We start from the raw sequence: 22014 nt of genomic DNA on the forward strand, positions 1-22014 counted from the left end.
TTCCGGTGCCTCGGCACCCGCGCCTTGCCCTGAAGCCGCTCGCTACGCCCCGCTGCTGCGGGGTTTGCGTTGGAAGGAAATCAAATGAGCACCAAACAATTCGACGTCGTCGTCATCGGTGGCGGCCCTGGCGGCTACATCGCCGCCATCCGTGCCGCCCAGCTGGGCTTCAACACCGCTTGCATCGACGAGTGGAAGAACGAGAAGGGCGGCCCGGCGCCTGGCGGCACTTGCACCAATGTCGGCTGCATCCCGTCCAAGGCCCTGCTGCAATCGAGCGAGCACTTCGAGCACGCCAACCACCACTTTGCCGACCACGGCATCTCGGCGGACAACGTGCGCATCGACATCAAGAAGATGATCGGTCGCAAGGACACCGTCGTGAAGCAGAACAACGACGGCATCCTCTACCTGTTCAAGAAGAACAAGGTCACGTTCTTCCACGGCCGCGGCTCCTTCATGGCGGCAAAGGATGGCTTGTATGAAGTCAAGGCCGGCGACGAAGTCGTGCTGGCCAAGCATGTGGTGCTGGCCACCGGCTCCAATGCCCGCCAGCTGCCCGGCGCGGCGTTTGACGAAGAGCTGATCCTGTCCAACGACGGGGCCCTTCGCATCGCTGAAGTGCCGAAGAAGCTGGGCGTGATCGGCTCCGGCGTGATCGGCCTGGAAATGGGCTCAGTCTGGCGCCGCCTGGGTGCGGAAGTCACCGTGCTGGAAGGCCTGCCGACCTTCCTCGGCGCGGTCGATGAATCGGTCGCCAAGGAAGCCGCCAAGCTGTTCAAGAAGCAGGGCCTGAAGATCGAGCTGGGCGTGAAGATTGGCGAAGTCGCCAAGAGCAAGGATGGCGTGACGGTGGCCTACACCGATGCCAAGGGCACCGCCCAGACTCTGGCCGTCGACAAGCTGATCATCTCGATCGGCCGCGTGCCCAACACCATCGGTTTGAATGCCGAGGCTGTCGGCCTGAAGTTGGACGAGCGTGGGGCCATCGAGGTGGACGGCGACTGCAAGACCAATCTGCCCAATGTCTGGGCGGTCGGCGATGTGGTTCGTGGCCCGATGCTGGCGCACAAGGCCGAAGAAGAAGGCGTGGCTGTGGCCGAGCGCATTGCTGGCCAGCATGGCCATGTCAACTTCAACACCATCCCCTGGGTCATCTACACCAGCCCCGAGATCGCCTGGGTCGGCCGCACCGAGCAGCAGCTCAAGGCCGACGGTGTCGAGTACAAGGCCGGTCAGTTCCCCTTCCTGGCCAATGGCCGCGCACGCGCGCTGGGTGACACCAACGGCTTCGTCAAGTTCCTGGCTGATGCCAAGACCGACGAAATCCTGGGCGTGCACATCATCGGGCCGATGGCCTCCGAGCTGATCTCGGAAGCCGTGGTCGCGATGGAGTTCAAGGCTTCGGCCGAGGACATCGCCCGCATCTGCCATGCCCACCCGAGCTTGAGCGAAGCCACCAAGGAAGCGGCCCTGGCCGTGGACAAGCGCACGTTGAACTTCTGATTCCGGTCGGATTTCTCAAGCAACAAGGGGCGGCCGTGGTCGCCCCTTGGTCCATCTCGAAGAAGGTTGTAGTGTTTCTCTCATGACCCGCGTTACCGAGCTTTATCAGCAAACCCTGGCCGAGCGCGGCTACACCGCCGACCCCGCGCAGCTGCGCGCCGTGGCGGCGCTGCAGCGCTGCCAGGACGAATGGGCCGACTACAAGGCGCGGCGCAGCAATGCCGTGACCAAGCTGCTGGTGCGCCCGCCGCTGCCGCGCGGCGTGTACATGTTCGGCGGGGTGGGGCGGGGCAAGAGTTTTCTGATGGACTGCTTCTTCCAGGCCGTGCCGCTGACGCGCAAGACCCGGCTGCACTTCCACGAGTTCATGCGCGAGGTGCACCGCGAGCTGCTGGAACTCAAGGGCATTCCCGATCCGCTGGAGGAGCTCGGTAAACGCATCGCCAAGCGTTTCCGCCTGATTTGTTTTGACGAGTTCCATGTCTCGGACGTGACCGACGCGATGATCCTCTATCGCCTGCTGGACTCGCTGTTCCGCAACCGCGTGTCCATCGTCACCACCTCCAACTTCCACCCCGATGGCCTCTACCCGAACGGCCTGCACCGCGATCGCATCCTGCCGGCCATCGAGCTGCTCAAGGACAAGCTGGAGGTCATCAACGTCGACAACGGCTTTGACTACCGCCGCCGCACCCTGGACCAGGCCCAGCTCTACCACCAGCCGCTGGGCGATGACGCCGAAGCTGCACTGACCGCCACCTTCGAAGCGCTGGCCGAGGCCCGCGAGGAAGACCCGCGTCTGCAGATTGAGCAGCGCCAGATCCGCGCCCGGCGCCGCGCCGGTGGCGTGGTCTGGTTCGACTTTGCCCAGCTCTGCGGTGGTCCGCGCTCGCAGAACGACTATCTGGAGCTGGCCACCCAGTTCCACACCCTGATCCTCTCCAATGTGCCGGAGATGCCACCGCGTCTGGCCAGTGAGGCACGACGCTTCACCTGGCTGGTCGATGTGCTGTACGACCGCCGCGTCAAGCTGGTGATCTCGGCCGCCGTGCCGCCCGAGCAGCTATATGCCGACGGCCCGCTGGCCCATGAGTTCCCGCGCACGGTTTCGCGCCTGCAAGAGATGCAGTCGCAGGAGTACCTGTCCCTGGCCCGGCGTGATGTGGATACCTCGCTGACATGAGGGCCCCGTTTCGCTTCGGTGGTGTGATGCCGGCCTTGGCTTTGATGCTGGCGCTGGTCTGCGCGCAGGGCATGTCGCTGGCGCAGGTCGCGGAGCCTGCTTCGAAGGACGCCGCTGCCGAGCAGTTGGAGCTGCGCCGGCTCAAGCAGTCGCAGCGTCAGCTCGAGTCCAACTACCTCCTCGGCGTTGCCGACTGCCAGCGGAAGTTTGCGGTCAATGATTGCATCGAGCAGCTGCGCTTGCAGCACCAGGCGCAGCTGCGACCCCTGAAGCAGCGCGAGGATGAGATCGAAGCCCAGTTGCGCCGGGCGCGTGCGCAAGCGCAGCGTGAACGCGTGCTTCAGCGTCAGCAGGAGTTCGCCTCGGAAGAAACTGAGCGACACAGCCAGGCGCTTCTGCGGCCCGAAGCGCCTACCGTGCCGCCGGCGGCCGCATCGGCGGCGGTTCGAAAGCTGGGTAAAGCGTCGCCAGGGGCTGGTGCGCAGCTCAAGCAGCAGCAAGCAGAACAGACGGCAAAACGGCACGCCTCACAGCGAGCCGAGCAAGAGCGCATCTTGCAGGCGCATCAGCGGGATGTGAAGCAGCGCCAGGAGCAGCGCAAGAAAGCGCTGGCGCCTCCTTTGCCGGTGCCCAGCGCTGCGGAGATCGCTGCATTGCGGGCCGCGTCGGCGCCGGCCAGCGGGGCGCGCTGAAAAAGGCGCAACAGCCGAAAGAAGCCTCGCGCTGCCTCAGCTCAAGGGCTCAAACTTGGTGATCGCCAAGGAGAGGTTGTCACCGCCTCCGCGTGCCCGTTGACGAGCTTTGCTGATCAGCAGTTCGGCGGCTTCCCGGGGCGGCAGACTGTGCAGCACGGTGCCGATCTCATTGGCGCTGAAGTAATGCCATAGGCCATCGCTGCAGCACATCAAGGTGTCGCCTGCGACCAGGTTTTCAATCGTGTGGGTGCTGATGGTGGGCTCTGCCACCGTGCCCAGGCAGCCGGTCAGCAGATTGGACTGCGGATGGCTGCTGGCTTCGGCTTCGCTGATCTGGCCCTCATCGACCAGGCGCTGCACATAGGAGTGGTCCATGGTCCGCTTGACCAGATTGGGCCCGCGGTAATGGTAGATGCGCGAATCGCCCGAATGGATCCAGTGGCAATGCCGGTCCGGCCCGATCAAAAACGCGGCCACGGTGCTGTGCGGCTCTTCTTCCGCGGACAAGGCGGTCAGCTTGATCATCAGATGGGCTTCGGCCACCAACTGGTCCAGCAGCGTCTGCGGCATTTCGCTTTCGGGTGAAAAGCGTTCGAACAGTTGCTGGGCCGTCAGCATGACTTGGTCGGAGGCCTTGCGCCCGCCGCTCTTGCCGCCCATGCCGTCGGCCACCACGGCCAACAGACAGCCGCTCAGGCGGGCATGGGTCAGGACTTGAACCTGATCTTGCTGGTACAGGCGGTCGCCGCGATGAATGCCGGTGGCCGCGCTCAGGCGAAAGCCTGGAGGAGTGCGCGTCATGCCGAAAACTATAAACGTTAAACTGCGCCACTTCGCCCGGGCAAAGCCCTCATGGATGAACAACTTCACTCTCAGTCGCGCCGCTTGATCGAACTGCGCATCGAACATGGCGATCTGGATGTGTTGATTGATCGTGTCGCGCTGGAGTTGCCACTGGATGAGCTCAGTTTGCGGCGGCTCAAGAAGCGACGTTTACAGCTGCGTGACCTGATCTCGCGGCTGGAAATGGCCAGCGGTCCGGACGAGCTCGCCTGATCGGTGTTTGCGCCTTCAGCGCTTTCTGCCGGCCGCGAGGGCGTGGCCTCCACTTTGAATCTAGCGAGACAGCCTGCGCGCTGAACTGATGTGACCGCTGCTGATCTTCCTTCCGACAATGCCAGCATGCCGCCCGAATGGCCCGTCATGGACGAAGCTCCTGCCGGTGAGCTGGACGCGGACTTTGTGGCAGCTCTGGACGTGGCGCCGACTCTGCAGGCCAGCGAACTTGAGCAATGGGTGGTGGCGGCCTTCGATGTCGGAGGCCCTTTGTCGCGCAGTGACCCTGGCTACGCGCCACGCGAACAGCAGCTGGCCATGGCACAGGCCGTGGCGCAGGCAATTGCCCGGCGCGAAACCCTGGTGGTGGAGGCAGGCACGGGGGTCGGCAAGACCTTCGCCTACCTGGTGCCTGCCCTGCTCAGCGGCGGGCGTGCGCTGATCAGCACGGCGACCAAGAATTTGCAGGACCAGCTGTATATGCGCGATCTGCCGCGCCTGTGTCAGTCCCTGCAAGTGCCGGTTCGCATAGCCCTGCTTAAGGGGCGGGGCAGCTATCTCTGCCTGCACCGCATGAATCAGGCGCGCCACAGCGCCGAGCTGCCGGATCGCCGCGCGGTCATGGCCTTGGCACGGGTGGAGCGCTGGGCGCAGGGCACATCAAGCGGCGATCTGGCTGAGATGGATGGGCTGGACGAGCGTTCACCCGTGATCCCATTGGTCAGCTCCACCCGCGACAACTGCCTGGGTTCGGAGTGCCCGGAGTTCAAGTCCTGTTTTGTCGTCAAGGCGCGGCGCGAGGCCATGGAGGCGGATGTGGTGGTGGTGAATCACCACCTCTTCTTTGCCGACGTGACGCTGCGCGACAGCGGGGTCGCCGAACTGCTACCCAGCGTCGATCTTGCCGTCTTTGACGAGGCGCATCAGCTGGCCGAGGCGGGCGTGCAGTTTCTCGGCACCTTGCTGGGCAGCTCGCAGCTGCTGGACTTCGGCCGCGATCTGCTCGGCCTGGGTCTGGCGCAGGCCCGCGGCTTGCAGGACTGGCAGGCTTTGCAGGCGCGCATGGAGCTGGCTGCGCGCGAGCTGCGCCTGGTCTGCGCTGGTCCCTTGGCCACCGCCGGGCGTGAAGTGCGCGGCATGCTCAAGCTGAGCTGGAAAGAGCGTGCCGGACGGCCCGGTTTTGACGCGGCATTGGACGAAGTGGCGGCGGCGGCCGAGCAGGCGATTGAATGCTTGGCCACCGTGACCGAGCTTTCGCCTGACTTCCTCAGGCTGCACGAGCGCGCTGTGGCCTTGCGCGAGCTGGCCGAGACCTTTGCGCAGGAGCCCGAGCCCGGTGATGTGCGCTGGATCGACTTGAGCCCGCATCAGGCGCGCTTGGTGCAGTCGCCGCTGGACATCCGGGAAGCCATGCAGGAGCAGCTCCAGGGGCCCCCAAAGGCTTGGATCTTCACGTCCGCCACCCTCGGTGAAGACGAGCGTTTGAGCTGGTTCACCGAGCCGGCTGGCCTCGAGCAGGCCACCGTGCTGCGCGTCGGCAGCCCCTTCAATTACGCCGAAAATGCGCGGCTCTATGTGCCGCGTGGCTTCCCCAAGCCGAATGAACCCGACCATGCACCCCAGGTCGCCGCCATGGCCGCGCGCTGCGCCCGCGCGCTCGGTGGGCGCACCTTTGTGCTGACCACCACCCTGCGCGCGCTGCAAATCATTGGCGACGGCCTGCGCGCCGAGTTCGAGGCCGGCGGCGATGCGATCGCCGTGTTGCAACAGGGCGCAGCGCCCAAGCGTTTGCTGCTGCAGCAGTTCCTCGACAGCCCCAGCGCTGTGCTGGTCGGTTCGGCGAGTTTCTGGGAGGGCATTGACGTGCCCGGTGACAAGCTGCAATGCGTGCTGATCGACAAGCTGCCGTTTCCGCCCCCCAATGACCCCTTGGTCGAAGCGCGGGTGCAGCGGCTGGAGGCGGCCGGGCGCAATGCCTTCTCGGAGTACTTCATCGCCGAGGCCGCCATTTCCCTCAAGCAGGGTGCCGGCCGCTTGATTCGTACCGAGCAAGACCGCGGGTTGCTGGTGGTGTGCGACCCGCGCATGGCTGGCATGAACTACGGTCGCCGTTTGCGTGCGGCTCTACCGCCCATGACGCCCTTGAACGATGAAGGCCAGGCACTGGCCTGGCTGGCTCAGCTGGCCGTCGAGCGTCTGCCGGTCTGAAATGAAAAACGCGTGCCTTGGCACGCGTTCGATGTTCGGTGATGCAGGCTGTGTGGCCGGCGTGTCACCAGAAGCGCCACCAGGCTTTCTTGCCGCCGTCATAGTCGCCGCTCAGGTATGGGCTGGCCGGGAAGCTCTGCTTGAGCACGCGGGTCGCGTCGTCTCGCAAGGCGGGCAAGTCCAGCTTGTCATAGCTCTGGGCGAGGATGAACAGGGCTTCCTCGGCGGCCGGGGCGCGTTGGAATTCCTGCACGGCCTGCTGGGCGCGGTTCGCTGCCGCCAGGTAGGCGCCGCGGTTGAAGTAGTAGCGGGCCACATGGACTTCATACACCGCCAGCGTGTTGGTGATGTAGTCAACCCGGATGCGTGCCTCGGCCGAATACTTGGAATTCGGGAACTGGTCGATGAGCTGCTTGAACGCCAGCATGGCATCGCGTGAAGCTTGCTGGTCGCGTTCGGAAATGTCCTGGCTGGCCAGGCGGCCGAACAGGCCCAGGTCTTCATTGAAATTGACCAGGCCCTTCATGTAGAGCGCGTAGTCCATGGCCGGGCTGGACGGGTTGAGCTTGATGAAGCGGTCCAAGGTGCTGACCGCTTGAGCGCGCTCGCCACTCTTGTGAAAGGCCCAGGCCAGATCGAGTTGGGCTTGCTGGGCCACCACCGTGCCTGCGGCCCGGCCTTCGATGCGTTCCAGGCTCTTGATGGCGCGGTCGTAACTGCCGGAACTCAGGTCGTCCTTGGCCTCTGAGTACAATTTGTCCAGACTGGCCTGAGAATTCGGGTCGTCCTTGGGGGCCGATGAACAGGCTGCCAGGGCCAGGGCGAGGGCCGCGATCAGGCCCGAACGCCAAGCCACAGTCCGGGGAAATCCCGCCACTGAAGCCTCTTGGCGCTGCTCTTGGAGCGATTGGGCTGGCAAGCCGTTTGATGCCCGCGCCAGGCGGCGCTCCACGCAATTTTCGATCATGATCCCTACAGGGCGGTGCTCATCACCGGCCCTCAGCTGAAGACGGAGCAACGATTATATGGTTCAGGCTCTGCCTGCAAGTCCGACCCTCGCGCCCGTGGATGGCGACGATGAATGGGACGGCGAACAAGACCCCGCGGTAGCGGCAGACGAGACCGTCGAGGTCCGCGAAGCTTTGGTGGATGCCGGCTGGCATGGCCAACGCCTGGATCGCTGGATGGTGGACCTGGCGCCCGAGTTTTCGCGCAACCACCTGCAAAGCCTGATTGAGCGGGGCTGCGTCAGCATCAACGGCCAACCGGCGCCCAGCGCGTCGCGCAAGCTGCAGGCTGGGCAGCGCGTGCGGGTCGAGTTGCAGCCCACGGAAGAGAGCAGGGCCTTCCGGGCCGAAGTCTTGCCCCTGGACATCGTCTATGAGGATGAGCACCTGCTCGTGCTCAACAAGGCGGCGGGCATGGTGGTTCATCCCGCGTCCGGCAACTGGACCGGTACCGTCATGAACGGTTTGCTGGCCTACCACCCGGCCGCAGCCTCGCTGCCTCGTGCTGGCATCGTCCACCGCCTGGACAAGGACACCAGCGGCCTGATGATGGTGGGAAAGAGCCGTGAAGCCGTGACGGCGCTGACCCGAATGATCGCGGCGCGCGAGGTGCACCGCGAGTATGTGGCCCTGGCCTACGGCCGGGTGCCTGAGGAAATGACCGTGGACGCGCCGCTGCGTCGTGACTTGATCTCGCGCATCAAGATGGCGGTGCTGGCCACCGGCAAACCCTCGCGCACCGATGTCTATCTGCTGGGCATGGGTGAGCAGGGGGTGCGCAGCATCAGCGCTGTGCACTGTGTGTTGCACAGCGGCCGCACCCACCAGATCCGGGTTCACTTGGCTTACAAGGGCTACCCTCTGGTCGCCGATGCGCTTTATGGAGGCGTCCCGGCCCTGGGGCTGACGCGTCAGGCGCTCCATGCCGCACGGCTCTCTTTCGCCCACCCTGTCAGCGGTGTCGCCTTGCAGTTTGAGGCGGGCTTGCCGGCCGATTTGGCTGCGGCTTGGGAACAACTGGATCTGCCGCCGCTGAGCTTGCCGCCGATCTTCGATTGAGGGCGCTACAATCGCGAATAGTTGATGACGCAGCATATGAAACGCGGGTGGCAGTCCCTGGCCCGCGTCGCGTGTCTCAAGCTCGGTGCGGTGGTGCCGCGGGTTCAGGGTCGATGTCGTGCCGATGTCGATGCAGACGCCGCCCAGCCCCCGGCCACAAACCCAGCCCGCCTCTTGTCTGACAGTTGGAATGGACGCAATGCCGACCCGGCGCTGCCTCCCTGGCCCGAGTGTCAATGCGCAACTGGCATGGCTTGAAGCCAAGCGCCCGACCCAGCAAGGTCGGGACAAGTAAACACCCGCACGAAACGGGAATGATGACGAAAGTCAATGAACACACAGGATGCTAAGCGCGTCCTCGAGACCGCGCTGATTTGCGCCCAGCAGCCTTTGACGCTGCGCGAAATGCGCAGCTTGTTTGTCGACGCGGTCGGCCCGGATACCTTGCGCATGGTGCTGGATGAGTTGTCCCGTGATTGGGAGGGCCGGGGCGTCGAGTTGGTGGCTGTGGCGAGTGGCTGGCGTTTTCAAAGTCGGCCCGAGATGCGTGAGTTCCTGGATCGAATGCACCCCGAAAAGCCGCAGCGCTATTCGCGGGCCGTGATGGAGACCCTGGCCATCATTGCCTACCGGCAGCCTGTGACGCGGGGTGATATTGAGGATATTCGCGGTGTGGTGGTCTCCACACAGATCGTCAAGCAGCTCGAAGATCGGGCTTGGATTGATGTGATCGGTCATCGCGAAGCGCCTGGGCGACCGGCCTTGTATGCGACGACCCAGCAGTTTCTCGACGATCTGGGTTTGAACAGCCTGGAGCAACTGCCTGAGCTCGATGCCGGGCAACTGCCAACTGCGGCCTTGGCCGAAGTGGCCGGGCTGCAAGGCCAGTTGCTGGAAGGTGAGCCAGCTTCCGAAGATGTGAGTGAAAAAGAATCGGCAGAACCCGCTGTGGATCTGCCAGCAGAACCAAGTTCCGCGCCTATCGGCAACGATATCGGCGCATCCGTTCCGGCCTTGCCGGACCCTCAGACTGACGCCGCCGAACCGGTGCAACCCGACGCATGAATTCCAACGAAACCGATCCCCAAGCCGACTCCAGTACCCAAGCTGCCGAAGGCGGTGAAGCCGCTGCGCCCAAGCGCAAGCGCGCTCCGGCCAAGCCCAAGGTGGCGGCGGTGACTGCGACGGCCGAGGCCGGTGCGCCTGCTGCGGCCGTGGAGCCGGCGGCGGAAGCCGCGCCGGTGAAGCCGCGTGCCCCGCGCAAGACGGCCGCCAAGAAGCCTGCCGCTGAGGCGGAGGTCGCTGTGATCGCCGCGGAGCCGGTGCTTGCCGAGGTGCCGAGCGACGCTGAAGCCCCCAAGCGCCGAGCCCCGCGCAAGACGGCTGCTGCCAAGGCGGTGCAGGCCCGGCCAGAGGGTGATGCCGCCGTCGCGCCGGCGCCGGCCGAGCGCAAGCCGGTGTTCACACTGGCACCCGAGATTGAGTCCCAGCAAACGGTGGCGTCGTCGGCGTCGGCCGACTCGGTTGAATCGGCTGAAGGTGGTTCTGCGGGTGACGACGCCGAATCTGGCGAGGCCGGCGAGCGCGGTGGCCGCAATCGCAACCGTCGCCGCGGTCGCAAGGACCGACCCAATCGCGTCGATGGTGTCGAGGGCGCGCCGGCAGGCGAGGGTGCCGAGCGTCCGGTCCGTGTTGCGGTGCAGGCGGTGGCGCCCGCACCTGAGGTTTTGGCAGCCGTCGGTGAGCGCTTTGCTGAAGTGCTGGCGGGTGAGTTTGATGGCGGCGAGGACGATGTCCCCGAGGCCGCCGTAGCAGCCGACGAGGAAGAGGTTGACACCAAGCGCGTGCTGGCCGCCGAGCCCGACGCGCCCAAGCTGCAGAAAGTGCTGGCCCAGGCTGGCATTGGCTCGCGTCGCGACATCGAAGACATGATCGCCGACGGCAAGATCGAGGTGAACGGCGAGGTGGCCCATATCGGCCAGCGCATTTCATTTGGCGATCAGGTTCGTGTGGCTGGCAAGCCGATTCGTGTGCGCATCTCGCCGCCGGCGCCGCGCATCCTGGCTTATCACAAGCCGGCGGGTGAAGTCGTCACCTTCAACGATCCTGAAGGTCGCCCGACTGTGTTCCGCCATCTGCCGCGTTTGCAGCAAGGCAAGTGGCAGTCGGTTGGTCGCCTGGATATCAACACCGAAGGTCTGTTGCTGTTCACCAATTCCGGTGAGTTGGCCAACCAGCTGATGCACCCGCGCTTCGGCGTGGAGCGCGAGTACGCGGTGCGCGTGCTGGGCACGCTGACGCCCGATCAAAAGGCGCGCCTGCTGGATGGCGTCATCGTTGAAGGTCAGAAGGCAGCCTTCAAGAGCATCGAGGATGGCGGCGGCGAGGGTGTGAACCACTGGTACCGTGTGGTCATCACCGAAGGCCGCAACCGGGAAGTGCGCAAGCTGTTCGACACCGTCGGCCTGACCGTCAGCCGCCTGATCCGCATCCGCTATGGCACCGTGGTCTTGCCGCGTGGCCTGAAGCGCTGCGTCTGGATTGAGCTGGGCGAAGAGGATGTGCGTGTCATCCGCCGCCTGGCCGGTGGTGAGCCGCAGGCGCGTGGTCGCGACGATCGAGGCGAGCCGCGTGGTGAACGTCAGGAGCGTGCTCCGCGCGCCAATGACCGCGGCGGTGATCGCGGCAATGAGCGCGGTGCTGAGCGTGGTGGCGAGCGCGGCGCTGAGCGCGGTGCCGGCCCTGATCGCAATGCCGACCGTTCGCGCGGCCGCCGTGCCGATGGTCGCCATGCTGGCGTTGGCCCGCGCCCCAGTCGGGCGCCCGAGCCACGCGGTCCGGAGCGCAATGAGCGCGGGCCCGATCGCGAGCGTCCGCGCAACCAGGAAGCGGCCCCCAGCCGCGATCGCGACCTGGACCGTGGCGATGATGATTTTGACGACGTGATTCCGCGCAACATCAACCCGCTGGAGCAGACCTTTGACCGCCGTTTTGCGGGCAACAAGGGCCGTGGTTTCCCGCAGGGCTTTGGTGCCGGCGGCAGCAGCAGCCAGGAGCCGCGTGGCGGCCAGGGCCGTGGCGGCCGTGGTGGTCAAGGCGGTGACGGCCCGCGTCAACCCGATCCCATGCAGACCTCGGTGGGCTATATCGGTGCCGATGCCTTTGTGCGTCGCACCGGGCGCGGCGGCGGCGGCCGCGGTGGCCAAGGCGGGCAGGGCAGCAGCAGCGGCGGTGGTGGCCGCAGTGGCGGCGGCTTCGGTGGTCGCAAGCGCTGATTTGCCGTGCCGCAAGGCGCATTTCGGTGGTCGCTCCGGCGGCCACTGAAACAGCGCTGACACCGGCACACAGTACAATCGCGGGTTTTGCCAAGCCCTTAGATTTCAGGAGAAATACCATGGCGATCGAACGTACCCTTTCCATCATCAAGCCCGATGCCGTCGCCAAGAACGTGATCGGCCAGATCTATGCCCGTTTTGAAGGCGCAGGCCTGAAGATCGTTGCGGCCAAGATGACCCATCTGTCGCGCGGCGAAGCCGAAGCTTTCTACGCCGTGCACAAGGCACGTCCTTTCTTCAACGACCTGGTGAACTTCATGATCTCCGGTCCGGTCGTGATCTCGGCTCTGGAAGGCGAGAACGCCATCCTGAAGCACCGCGACCTGATGGGCGCCACCGACCCGAAGAAGGCCGAGAAGGGCACCATCCGTGCTGACTTCGCCGACAGCATCGACGCCAACGCCGTGCACGGCTCTGACGCCGCCGAGACGGCCGCCGCTGAAGTGGCGTTCTTCTTCCCCGGCATGAATGTCTACAGCCGTTAATTCGGTCTGACGCCTCTTGTGCTGGCAGCCTGGAGGCTGTGAGTTTGAGCTGTGAACCGCCTGCCGGCCTTCGGGCTTGCGGCGGTTTTTGCAAACCAGGGCGGCGCCCTTGCGGCATCCGCCCTGACGACAAGAGATAGAGGCAAGATCATGGACGCGGTCAACCTGCTTGGATTCGATCTGGAAGGCCTGGCTGCGTACTGCGAGCAGCTGGGGGAAAAGCGCTTTCGCGCCACCCAGCTGTTCCGCTGGATCCATCAAAAAGGTGCGTCTGACTTCACTCAGATGACCGACCTGGCCAAGTCGCTGCGCGACAAACTGGCCACCCGGGCGCATATTCAGGCGCTGCCGGTGATTTCTGAACACCGCTCCTCGGACGGCACGGTCAAATGGTTGTTTGACGTCGGCGCCGGCAATGCCGTGGAAGCCGTCTACATCCCCGAGAGCGATCGCGGCACGCTGTGCGTGTCCAGCCAGGCTGGCTGTGCGGTCGGCTGCCGTTTCTGCTCGACCGGCCACCAGGGCTTCAGCCGCAACCTTGAGACCTGGGAAATCATCGCCCAGCTCTGGTATGCCGAGCACCAGTTGCGTCGCGATCTGGGTCGTGATGAACGCATCATTTCCAATGTGGTGATGATGGGCATGGGCGAGCCTCTGCAGAACTACAACGCCTTGGTGCCAGCCTTGCGCATGATGCTGGACGACCATGGCTATGGCCTGTCGCGCCGTCGTGTGACAGTCTCGACCTCGGGCGTGGTGCCCATGATCGACCGCCTGCGCGATGACTGCCCGGTGGCGCTGGCGGTGTCCCTGCACGCACCGACCGATCCGCTGCGCGACCAGCTCGTGCCGCTGAACAAGAAGTACCCGATTGCCGAGTTGCTGGACGCTTGCAATCGCTACCTGGACAAGGCGCCGCGCGACTTCATCACCTTCGAATACTGCATGCTGGATGGCGTCAACGACACGCCCGAGCAGGCGCAGGCCCTGGTCAAGCTGCTGCGCGGCCATGTGTCTTGCAAGATCAATCTGATTCCGTTCAACCCGTTCCCTGCTTCCGGCTTGCTGCGCAGCTCGAATGAGCGCGTCAAAGCCTTTGCCGAGGTGCTGCTCAACGCAGGCTTGGTGACGACGGTGCGTAAGACGCGCGGCGACGACATCGACGCCGCCTGTGGTCAGTTGGCCGGCGAGGTGCAGGACCGCACCCAGGCCCACATTCGCATGGTGCGTGCGCCGGTGGTGGTAAAAGGCGCGAGCTCTCCCTGATTGCCGTTCAATTTCGAAGCCCTGGTGAAGACAACAGCCCGATGAAAAAAACTGATGACACAGGTTTTGGGTCTCTGATGCTGAGGTCCGGGTCCCGCATGCTGTTGGCGGGCTTGGTGCTGGTACTGGCTGCTTGTGCGGCGCCGGCGCCCAGCAGCTCCGGGCCGCGTACCGATTCTGACCAGACCGATGCCGACCGCCGGGCCGGCGTTCGCCTGGAGCTGGCTGCCGGCTATTTCGCGCGCGGTCAGTACAACACGGCGCTGGACGAGATCAAGCAAGCCCTGGCCGTCAAGCCGGACATGCGCGAGGCCATCAATTTGCGCGGCCTGGTCTATGCTGCCATGGGCGAGCCCCAATTGGCTGACGAGAACTTCCGCCGCGCCCTGACGCTCTACCCGCAAGACCCGGACACCCTGCACAACTATGGCTGGCTCTTTTGCCAGCAGCAGCGATGGGCCGAGGCGAACATCCGATTCGACCAGGCCTTGGCGTCGCCCAGCTACCGCGCGCCGGCGCGCACCTACCTGGCCAAGGGCGTCTGTGAGGCGCGTGCGGGCCGCTTGGCCGACGCCGAAGCCAGCCTGGTCAAGGCCTTCGAGTTTGACCCCGCCAATCCGGCCGTGGCTGTCAATCTGGCGGAAGTGCTGTACCGCAACCAGCAGTTCGAGCGAGCCCGCTTTTACATCAATCGCGTCAATGCCCAGTCCGAGCAGAGCAATGCCCAGACCCTGTGGCTGGCGCTGCGCATTGAACGACGCATGAACAATCAGAGTGGCGTGGAACAGCTCAGCCAATTGCTGCGCCGCCGCCATCCGCAGTCGCCAGAACTGCAGGCCTTCAACAACGGGCGCTTCGATGAGTGAAGAGGGAGAACGCATGTCTTCGATCCTGAGCGAGGCCGGGCCTGGCTCTGGCGCGGCCGCGCCGCGCCAGACCGCCGGTGCCTGGCTGCGCGAGGCGCGCCAGCAGCGCGGCCTGCATATCGTTGCTTTGGCGGCCATGCTCAAGGTGCCGCAGGCCAAGCTGGAGGCACTGGAGGCCGACCGCTGGCAAGACCTGCCGGACACCACCTTTGTCCGCGCCCTGGCCAAGGCGATCTGTCGGGTGCTCAATGTCGACGCAGCACCAGTGCTGGCCTTGTTGCCGAGCAGCGAAGACCGTGAGCTGACCATGTCGCGCGGCCTCAACCAGCCATTTCGCGACCACGTATCGGGCGGCGCAGGTTTCTCCTTGGCGCTGCTGCAGCGCCCGGTGGTCTGGGGGCCGGCCTTGCTGCTGGCAGCGGCTGCGGCTGTTTATCTGATGCCCGCGGGCTGGTTGCCGAGCGCTGGAAGTGCTGGCAGCGGTGCTGCTGAGCCTGTCGAAGCCACGCCGACCCTGATGCCGTCTGCCGTACCCGAGGCCGCGCAACAGGCGGCTTCGGCCGTCAGCTTGCCCGCCTCCGCGCCGACGGCGGCCATGCTCCTGCCGCCGGCCGCCAGTGCTGTGCCACTGTCAGCTGCGCTCAGCGCTGCGCCATCTCCTTCGCCGGCACCGCTGCTTGGCGCCGCCGCGCTGACCCGCCCGGTGGTCGCGACGGCCGAAGCTGTGCCCGCCGCAGCGCCGGCGCCTGGATCGGTGCCGCTGCAAGTCAAGGTGAGTTCGGAGTCCTGGGTCGAGGTGGTCGATGCTTCAGGGCGAACCTTGCTCTCCAAGCTGCTGCGCCCCGGTGATGCCCAGACCCTGCAGGGGCTGCCGCCGCTGCGGGTGCGAGTGGGCAATGTCTCGGGCACCGAGCTCATCCTGCGTGGCGAACCGGTCGATTTGCTCGGCCGCTCCAGGGACAACGTGGCCCGCTTGGAACTCAATTGAAATGAACTGATCGAAGCCCGCGCCGGTGGCGTGTGGCCGGCATGAACAGCAAAGCAGCAGCATCCACTATGAGCGCATCGCCCGTCCTCCCCAGCTCCGCGCTGGAGCTTTCCATTTCCCAAGCCATTGCGGCCGCCCAGCCGGCGGCGCGCCGTTCGCGCCAGGCCCAGGTTCGCTGGGGATCGCGCGTGGTCACCGTGGGCGGCGACGCGCCGGTGCGCGTGCAGTCCATGACCAACACCGACACGGTGGACGTGATCGGTACCGCCATTCAGATCAAGGAGCTGGCGATCGCCGGCTCTGAGATGGTGCGCATCACGGTCAATACGCCCGAGGCGGCCGAAGCGGTGCCGCACATCCGCGAGCAGCTCGACCGCATGGGCATCGACGTGCCCCTGGTCGGTGATTTCCATTACAACGGCCATCGCTTGCTGACCGAGTTCCCGGCCATGGCGCAAGCCTTGTCCAAGTACCGCATCAATCCTGGCAATGTGGGCAAGGGCGACAAGAAGGACCGCCAGTTCGCCATGATGATCGAGGCCGCGATCAAGTACGACAAGGTCGTGCGCATCGGCGTCAACTGGGGCAGCCTCGACTCTGAACTGCTGGCCCAGATGATGGACGAAAACGCCGCCCGCGCCGAGCCTTGGGACGCCAAGCAGGTCATGTACCAGGCGCTGATCCAATCGGCCCTGAGCTCGGCCGACTATGCCCGTGAGCTGGGCATGAACCCCGACAACATCATCATCAGCTGCAAGGTCAGCGGCGTGCAGGATCTGATTTCGGTCTACCGTGCGCTCAGCCAGCGCTGCGATTACGCCTTGCACCTGGGTCTGACCGAAGCTGGCATGGGCACCAAGGGCACGGTGGCCTCGGCCACGGCCCTGTCTATCTTGCTGCAAGAGGGCATCGGCGACACCATCCGCGTCTCGCTGACCCCTCAGCCCGGCGAAGCACGCACGCAAGAGGTGGTGGTGGCGCTGGAGATTTTGCAGTCCTTGGGACTGCGCGCTTTCAACCCCAGCGTGACCGCCTGCCCGGGCTGCGGCCGCACCACCAGCACCACTTTCCAGGAATTGGCCAAGCAGATCGACGACTTCCTGCGTGAGCAGATGCCGGTCTGGCGCAAGAAGTACCCCGGCGTGGAAAACCTCAAGGTGGCCGTGATGGGCTGCATCGTCAACGGCCCGGGCGAGAGCAAGCATGCCGACATCGGCATCAGCCTGCCCGGCACCGGCGAGGCGCCGGCCGCGCCGGTCTTCATCGACGGCGAGAAGGCCCTGACCCTGCGCGGCGAAAACATCGCCAACGAATTCCACGCCCTGGTCGAGAGCTATATCGAGAAGCGCTTCGGCGCTGTGCAAGCGGTTTGAGCGCCGGCATTGCTTGAAAAGAAGAACCCCGCGAATTCCACACCCATGAGTGAACAGAAGAAGTTGCCCCAGCTGCAAGCCGTCAAGGGCATGAACGACATCCTGCCGCCGGACTCGGCGCGCTGGGAATGGCTGGAGGCTCAGATGCGCAGCGTGTTGCAGCGCTATGGCTATCAGAATGTGCGCACGCCCATCGTCGAGCCCACGGCTTTGTTCGTGCGCGGCATCGGCGAGGTGACCGACATCGTCGAAAAAGAGATGTACGCCTTCGAAGACCGTGCCGACAAGCATGGCCAGGCTGAGCATCTGGCCCTGCGCCCGGAAATGACGGCCGGCGTGGTGCGCGCCATGATCGAGCATTCCTTCCTGCGCGACTCGGGTCGCCGCCTTTACTACTTCGGCCCCATGTTCCGCCGCGAAAAGCCGCAGAAGGGTCGATACCGCCAGTTCCATCAGATGGGTGTCGAGGCCCTGGGTTTTGCTGGCCCCGATGTCGACGCCGAAGTGATCTTGATGGGCAGCCGTCTCTTGCGCGAGCTGGGCTTGAAGGATGGCGAGCATGTCAGCTTGGAGCTGAACTGCCTGGGCGAAGCGGCCGAGCGCCGCGCTCACCGCGAGGCCTTGATCGCCCACCTGGAGGCGCACAAGGACCTGCTCGACGAAGACAGTCAGCGCCGCCTCTACACCAACCCTTTGCGCGTGCTGGATACCAAGAATCCAGCCCTGCAGGAGATGGCCAATGCGGCACCGCAGCTGCTGGATTTCCTCGGTGAAGCGTCGCTGGCACATTTCAACGGCGTGCGCGCCATCCTCGATGCCGCGGGCGTGGCCTACCGCATCAACCCGCGCCTGGTGCGCGGTCTGGACTACTACAACCTGACCGTGTTCGAGTGGGTCACCGACAAGCTGGGCTCGCAAGGCACGGTTTGTGGTGGCGGCCGCTACGACGGCCTGATCGAGCAGCTGGGCGGCAAGCCCACGCCGGCCGTGGGCTTCGGCATGGGCATGGAGCGCATGCTGCTCTTGCTCGAAGAAGTGGGCGTTGCACCGGCTGCGCCGACCCCGCATGCCTACGCCATCGTGCCCTCGGCCAATGGCCTGGCTCAGGTCATGGTGGCACTGGAAGCCTTGCGTGGCGCCGGCGTCAGCGTGATCCTGCACCCGGGGCAGAGCAGCATGAAATCGCAGTTCAAGAAGGCCGATGCCAGCGGCGCGGCCTTTGCCCTGATCTTCGGCGAGGACGAAGTCGCCCGCGGTGAAGTGGCCGTCAAGCCGCTTCGCCAGGGAATGCAACCCGAGGGTGCGGCGCAGTACACCCGCAGCATTTCGTCGGCGGCCGACTGGGCAGCCGAGCTGCTCAACGCATAATCGCGGCCTTCCTCCCGTTTTCACCACCGCAATCCGAGAATCTTTCATTCATGGCGTCGCATCTCGATCTCGAAGAACAAGAACAGCTGGACCAGCTGAAGGCTTTCTGGAAAACCTGGGGCAATCTGATCACCTGGGCGCTGACCATCGCTCTGGCCGCCTATGCGGGTTGGAATGGCTGGAACTACTACCAGCGTGACCAGGCCGCCAAGGCCGCGGCCATGTATGACGAGCTGGACCGTGCCGTGCAGGCCGGCGATGCCGACAAGGCCGGCCGCGTGTTCACCGATCTGAAGGATCGTTATCCGAGCACCAGCTATGCCGCGCAGGCTGCGCTGCAAGCTGCCAAGGCTCAGTTCGACAAGGGGCAGGCCGATGCCGCCCGTGCCAGCTTGAGCTGGGCTGCCGGCACGGCTTCGCAAGAAGCGGTGCGTGATGTTGCCCGCTTGCGCCTGGCTGGCCTGCAGCTGGATGCCAAGCAATACGACGAAGCCGGCAAGACGCTGGATGCCATCAAGTCCCCGGATTTCCTGGCCTTGCAGGCCGACCGCCGCGGAGACCTGCTGGTTCTGCAAGCCAAGCCTGACTTGGCCCGTGCCGAGTACCAGAAGGCCTATGCGGCCCTGGAAAAGAACCAGGACTATCGCCGCCTGGTCGAAGCCAAGCTGAGCACCCTGGGCGTCGCACCGGCCGCCGAAGACACGGCAGTTGCGGGAGCCGCCAAATGAAGCGCGCCTTGAAGCTGCCGGGCCTGCGTGCCGGCCTGCTGGCGCTGGCTGCTGGCGCTGTCCTGACGGGGCTGTCGGGCTGCTCGATCTTCGGTTCCTCCAGCGCGCCCAAGCCGGCGTCACTGGAGACCTTGAGCCCGAGCATTGCCGGACGTGTGGTCTGGAATGCGCGTGTCGACTCGGTCCAGTTCCCCTTGTCGATCGCAGCACGGGGCGAACAGTTCGTGGTCGCGGGCAGCGGCGGCGTGGTCGAGGCCTTGAACGCGCAGGACGGTCGCTCCATGTGGCGCGTCGAAGTGGGCCAGAAGCTCAATGCCGGCGTCGGCAGCGACGGGCGCTTCGCTTCCGTGGTGACGCGCGAGAACGAAGTGGTGGTGCTGGAAGCTGGCCGGGTGCTGTGGCGCAAGCCGCTGCCCAGCGCGGTGCTGGCGGCGCCCTTGGTCGCCGGCGAGCGTGTGTTTGTGCTGACCGTGGACCGTCAAGTGCTGGCCTTCGACGCGCTCGATGGCCGTGCGCTCTGGACCCTGCGCCGCCCTGGTGAACCCCTGACCCTGGCTCAGCCTGGCGTGATCGCTGCTTTCAAGGACACCTTGATCGTCGGCCAGGGCCCGCGCATGGCCGGTGTTGATCCCTTGCGCGGTACCGTGCGTTGGGAAGCCAGCGTGGCCAACCCGCGCGGTACCAACGAAGTCGAGCGCTTGGCCGATCTGGTGGCGCCGTCTTTCCGTCAGGGCGATCTGATCTGCGCGCGCGCCTTTCAGTCGGCCGTCGGTTGCGTCAATGCCGAGCGCGGCAGTGTTCTGTGGAGCCGCAATGTCGGCGGCATGAATGGCATTGGCGGCGACGCTACCGCCGTGGTGGCCGCGGATGCCTCCGACCGTCTGACCGCCTGGAGCCTGGCCAACGGCGATGTGCTCTGGACGGCCGACCAATTCCAGAATCGCCGCCTCAGCGCTCCGCTGGTGGTGGGCAAGAATGTGGTGATCGGCGATTTCGAAGGTCAGGTGCATTTCCTGGACCGCGTGAGTGGCAAGACCGAATTGCGCCTGGCGACCGATGGCTCGGCCATCCAGTCGGCGCCGGTGGTGCTGGGCAACACCATTTTGGTGGCCACACGCAATGGCGGCCTGTTCGCCTTGCGGCCCGAGTAAGACCCCGGCTTGACCGGTTTTGAACCCCTAGCAGTGAGAACAATAAAAATATGAAACCCGTCATCGCCCTGGTCGGACGCCCCAATGTGGGCAAGTCCACGCTCTTCAACCGGCTGACCAAGAGCCGGGATGCCATCGTGGCCGACTTTGCCGGGCTGACGCGCGACCGCCACTATGGCGACGGCCGCCTCGGGGACCGTGAGTTCATCGTCATCGACACCGGCGGCTTCGAGCCCGACAGCACCACAGGCATCGTCAAGGAAATGGCCAAGCAGACCCGCCAGGCGGTGGCCGAGGCTGATGCGGTGGTCTTTGTGGTCGATGTGCGCCTGGGCCTGTCGGCTCAGGACAGCGACATCGCCCGCTATCTGCGTCAAGCCAACAAGCGCATCTTCCTGGCCGTCAACAAGGCCGAGGGCATGAGCGAGTCGCCTCTGCTGGGCGAGTTCCATGAGCTGGGGCTGGGCGAGCCGCACCCGATTTCGGCCTCGCACGGCCAGGGCATCCGCAGCCTGCTGGAAGTGGTGCTGGAGCCCTTTGAATTCGAGGAAGACGAAGAGGCTACGCCCGAGAACGACGGTGTCATTCGCCTCGCCGTGGCCGGCCGCCCCAATGTGGGCAAGAGTACCTTGATCAACACCTGGCTCGGTGAGGAGCGCCTGGTGGCTTTCGACATGCCGGGCACCACGCGTGATGCCATCAGCGTGCCTTTCGAGCGCAATGGCCAACAGTTCCAGCTGATCGACACCGCCGGTCTGCGCCGCAAGGGCAAGGTCTTCGAGGCAATCGAGAAGTTCTCGGTGGTCAAGACCCTGCAGGCCATCGCTGACGCCAATGTCGTGCTGCTGCTGCTGGATGCCACCCAAGGCGTGTCCGACCAGGACGCGCACATCGCCGGCTACATTCTGGAAAGCGGCCGCGCCGTGGTGCTGGCCGTCAATAAATGGGATGCCATCGACAGCTACCAGCGCGAGCAACTGCAGCGCTCGATCGAGCAGCGCCTGGCATTCCTGAAGTTCGCACCCATCCACAACATCTCGGCCCTGAAGCGCCAGGGTCTGGGCCCGCTGTGGGGTGCTTTGGCCGATGCCTATGCCTCGGCCTACCGCAAGATGACCACGCCGGTGCTGACCCGCCTGATTCAGGAAGCAGTGGAGCACCAAACGCCCAAACGCAGCGGCCATTTCCGGCCCAAGCTGCGCTATGCGCACCAGGGTGGCATGAATCCGCCCCTGGTGATCGTGCACGGCAACTCCCTGGAAGGCGTGACCGAGGTCTACAAGCGTTACCTGGAAGGCCGCATCCGCGCCCACTACAAACTGGTGGGCACGCCCATGCGCATCGAAATGCGTTCGTCCAAGAATCCTTTCAGCGACAAAGACAGCTGAAGCGGGGCCGGGCGGTGCGGCAGCGTTGCCGGTCGGCCTGTGTTAAGGTGATCGTCGTTCCCTTCAAATCCCTCTCACAACACGGAGCATATCGTGAGCAATAAAGGCCAACTCCTGCAAGATCCCTTCCTGAACCTGCTGCGCAAGGAGCATGTGCCGGTGTCCATCTACCTGGTCAACGGCATCAAGCTGCAAGGACATATTGAGTCCTTCGACCAGTACGTGGTCTTGCTGCGTAACACGGTCACGCAAATGGTCTACAAGCACGCCATCTCTACGGTGGTGCCGGGTCGCGCGGTGAATTTCCATACCGCCGACAGCGCTGAAGAAGCGAACTGAACCCTGGGCTTTT

Annotated in this window: 20 protein-coding genes; 18 read left to right on the forward strand and 2 right to left on the reverse strand. The window is 64.9% G+C overall.

From position 1 onward, the window contains the following. Positions 1-84: 84 nt before the first annotated feature. The 3 genes from lpdA (at position 85) to ACQY39_RS10950 (ending at position 3381) form a co-directional block, all read left to right on the forward strand. Positions 85-1506 (forward strand): dihydrolipoyl dehydrogenase, encoded by a 1422-nt coding sequence (gene lpdA / locus ACQY39_RS10940; protein WP_428506128.1) that lies wholly within the window; start codon positions 85-87, stop codon positions 1504-1506. An 82-nt stretch (positions 1507-1588) separates the two neighbouring features. Next, the gene (gene zapE, locus ACQY39_RS10945; protein ID WP_428506130.1) at positions 1589-2689 is read left to right on the forward strand and encodes a cell division protein ZapE; all 1101 of its coding nucleotides are present in this window, start codon (positions 1589-1591) and stop codon (positions 2687-2689) included. Further along, positions 2686-3381, forward strand: a complete 696-nt coding sequence (locus ACQY39_RS10950; RefSeq protein ID WP_428506132.1) for a hypothetical protein — start codon at positions 2686-2688, stop codon at positions 3379-3381. The genes zapE and ACQY39_RS10950 overlap by 4 nt, the downstream gene beginning before the upstream one ends. 36 nt (positions 3382-3417) lie before the next feature. On the opposite strand, the gene ACQY39_RS10955 is transcribed toward ACQY39_RS10950, so the two are convergent. Then, positions 3418-4185 (reverse strand): PP2C family protein-serine/threonine phosphatase, encoded by a 768-nt coding sequence (locus ACQY39_RS10955; RefSeq protein ID WP_428506134.1) that lies wholly within the window; start codon positions 4183-4185, stop codon positions 3418-3420. Between the two features lie 51 nt (positions 4186-4236). Between ACQY39_RS10955 and ACQY39_RS10960 the strand changes: the two genes are divergently transcribed. Continuing rightward, a complete protein-coding gene (locus tag ACQY39_RS10960) occupies positions 4237-4440 on the forward strand; it encodes a YdcH family protein (RefSeq protein WP_263519513.1) in 204 nt (67 codons plus the stop codon). 147 nt (positions 4441-4587) lie between these two features. Continuing rightward, entirely contained in the window at positions 4588-6648 is a 2061-nt protein-coding gene (locus ACQY39_RS10965) for an ATP-dependent DNA helicase (RefSeq protein ID WP_428506136.1), read from the forward strand. Between the two features lie 64 nt (positions 6649-6712). Here the strand turns inward: ACQY39_RS10965 and ACQY39_RS10970 are convergent, their stop codons facing one another. After that, complete coding sequence (locus tag ACQY39_RS10970) at positions 6713-7525, reverse strand: outer membrane protein assembly factor BamD (RefSeq protein ID WP_428506138.1); 813 nt, start codon at positions 7523-7525, stop codon at positions 6713-6715. Positions 7526-7673: 148 nt separating this feature from the next. Between ACQY39_RS10970 and ACQY39_RS10975 the strand changes: the two genes are divergently transcribed. The 13 genes from ACQY39_RS10975 to hfq all read left to right on the forward strand — a co-directional run bounded on the left by ACQY39_RS10975 (position 7674) and on the right by hfq (position 22001). Continuing rightward, complete coding sequence (locus ACQY39_RS10975; protein ID WP_428506140.1) at positions 7674-8714, forward strand: RluA family pseudouridine synthase; 1041 nt, start codon at positions 7674-7676, stop codon at positions 8712-8714. Between the two features lie 330 nt (positions 8715-9044). After that, entirely contained in the window at positions 9045-9779 is a 735-nt protein-coding gene (gene scpB / locus ACQY39_RS10980) for an SMC-Scp complex subunit ScpB (RefSeq protein ID WP_428506142.1), read from the forward strand. Continuing rightward, positions 9776-11989 carry a pseudouridine synthase gene (locus ACQY39_RS10985; protein WP_428506144.1) on the forward strand — a complete coding sequence of 738 codons (2214 nt, stop codon included), beginning with the start codon at positions 9776-9778 and terminating at the stop codon, positions 11987-11989. Before scpB ends, ACQY39_RS10985 begins: the two co-directional genes overlap by 4 nt. A 119-nt stretch (positions 11990-12108) precedes the next feature. Continuing rightward, the gene (gene ndk / locus ACQY39_RS10990) at positions 12109-12534 is read left to right on the forward strand and encodes a nucleoside-diphosphate kinase (RefSeq protein WP_263519522.1); all 426 of its coding nucleotides are present in this window, start codon (positions 12109-12111) and stop codon (positions 12532-12534) included. Between the two features lie 150 nt (positions 12535-12684). Next, positions 12685-13800, forward strand: coding sequence for a 23S rRNA (adenine(2503)-C(2))-methyltransferase RlmN (gene rlmN / locus ACQY39_RS10995; RefSeq protein ID WP_428506147.1), 1116 nt, complete (start codon positions 12685-12687; stop codon positions 13798-13800). Positions 13801-13898: 98 nt separating this feature from the next. Continuing rightward, positions 13899-14666 carry a type IV pilus biogenesis/stability protein PilW gene (gene pilW / locus ACQY39_RS11000; protein ID WP_428506149.1) on the forward strand — a complete coding sequence of 256 codons (768 nt, stop codon included), beginning with the start codon at positions 13899-13901 and terminating at the stop codon, positions 14664-14666. A 13-nt stretch (positions 14667-14679) separates the two neighbouring features. Further along, on the forward strand, positions 14680-15654 hold the full coding sequence (locus ACQY39_RS11005; RefSeq protein ID WP_428506151.1) for a helix-turn-helix domain-containing protein: 975 nt from the start codon (positions 14680-14682) through the stop codon (positions 15652-15654). Positions 15655-15722: 68 nt separating this feature from the next. Continuing rightward, positions 15723-17027 carry a flavodoxin-dependent (E)-4-hydroxy-3-methylbut-2-enyl-diphosphate synthase gene (gene ispG, locus ACQY39_RS11010; protein ID WP_428506153.1) on the forward strand — a complete coding sequence of 435 codons (1305 nt, stop codon included), beginning with the start codon at positions 15723-15725 and terminating at the stop codon, positions 17025-17027. A gap of 45 nt (positions 17028-17072) precedes the next feature. Next, positions 17073-18395 carry a histidine--tRNA ligase gene (gene hisS / locus ACQY39_RS11015; protein WP_428506155.1) on the forward strand — a complete coding sequence of 441 codons (1323 nt, stop codon included), beginning with the start codon at positions 17073-17075 and terminating at the stop codon, positions 18393-18395. A 50-nt stretch (positions 18396-18445) separates the two neighbouring features. After that, on the forward strand, positions 18446-19123 hold the full coding sequence (locus ACQY39_RS11020; protein ID WP_428506157.1) for a YfgM family protein: 678 nt from the start codon (positions 18446-18448) through the stop codon (positions 19121-19123). After that, positions 19120-20274 (forward strand): outer membrane protein assembly factor BamB, encoded by a 1155-nt coding sequence (gene bamB / locus ACQY39_RS11025; RefSeq protein WP_428506159.1) that lies wholly within the window; start codon positions 19120-19122, stop codon positions 20272-20274. Before ACQY39_RS11020 ends, bamB begins: the two co-directional genes overlap by 4 nt. Before the next feature lie 50 nt (positions 20275-20324). Next, positions 20325-21662, forward strand: a complete 1338-nt coding sequence (gene der / locus ACQY39_RS11030; RefSeq protein WP_263519534.1) for a ribosome biogenesis GTPase Der — start codon at positions 20325-20327, stop codon at positions 21660-21662. Positions 21663-21755: 93 nt separating this feature from the next. Beyond that, positions 21756-22001, forward strand: a complete 246-nt coding sequence (gene hfq / locus ACQY39_RS11035) for an RNA chaperone Hfq (protein ID WP_263519536.1) — start codon at positions 21756-21758, stop codon at positions 21999-22001. Positions 22002-22014: the final 13 nt, after the last annotated feature.

This window comes from Roseateles sp. (assembly GCF_965262435.1).
Classification (GTDB): domain Bacteria; phylum Pseudomonadota; class Gammaproteobacteria; order Burkholderiales; family Burkholderiaceae_C; genus Paucibacter_A.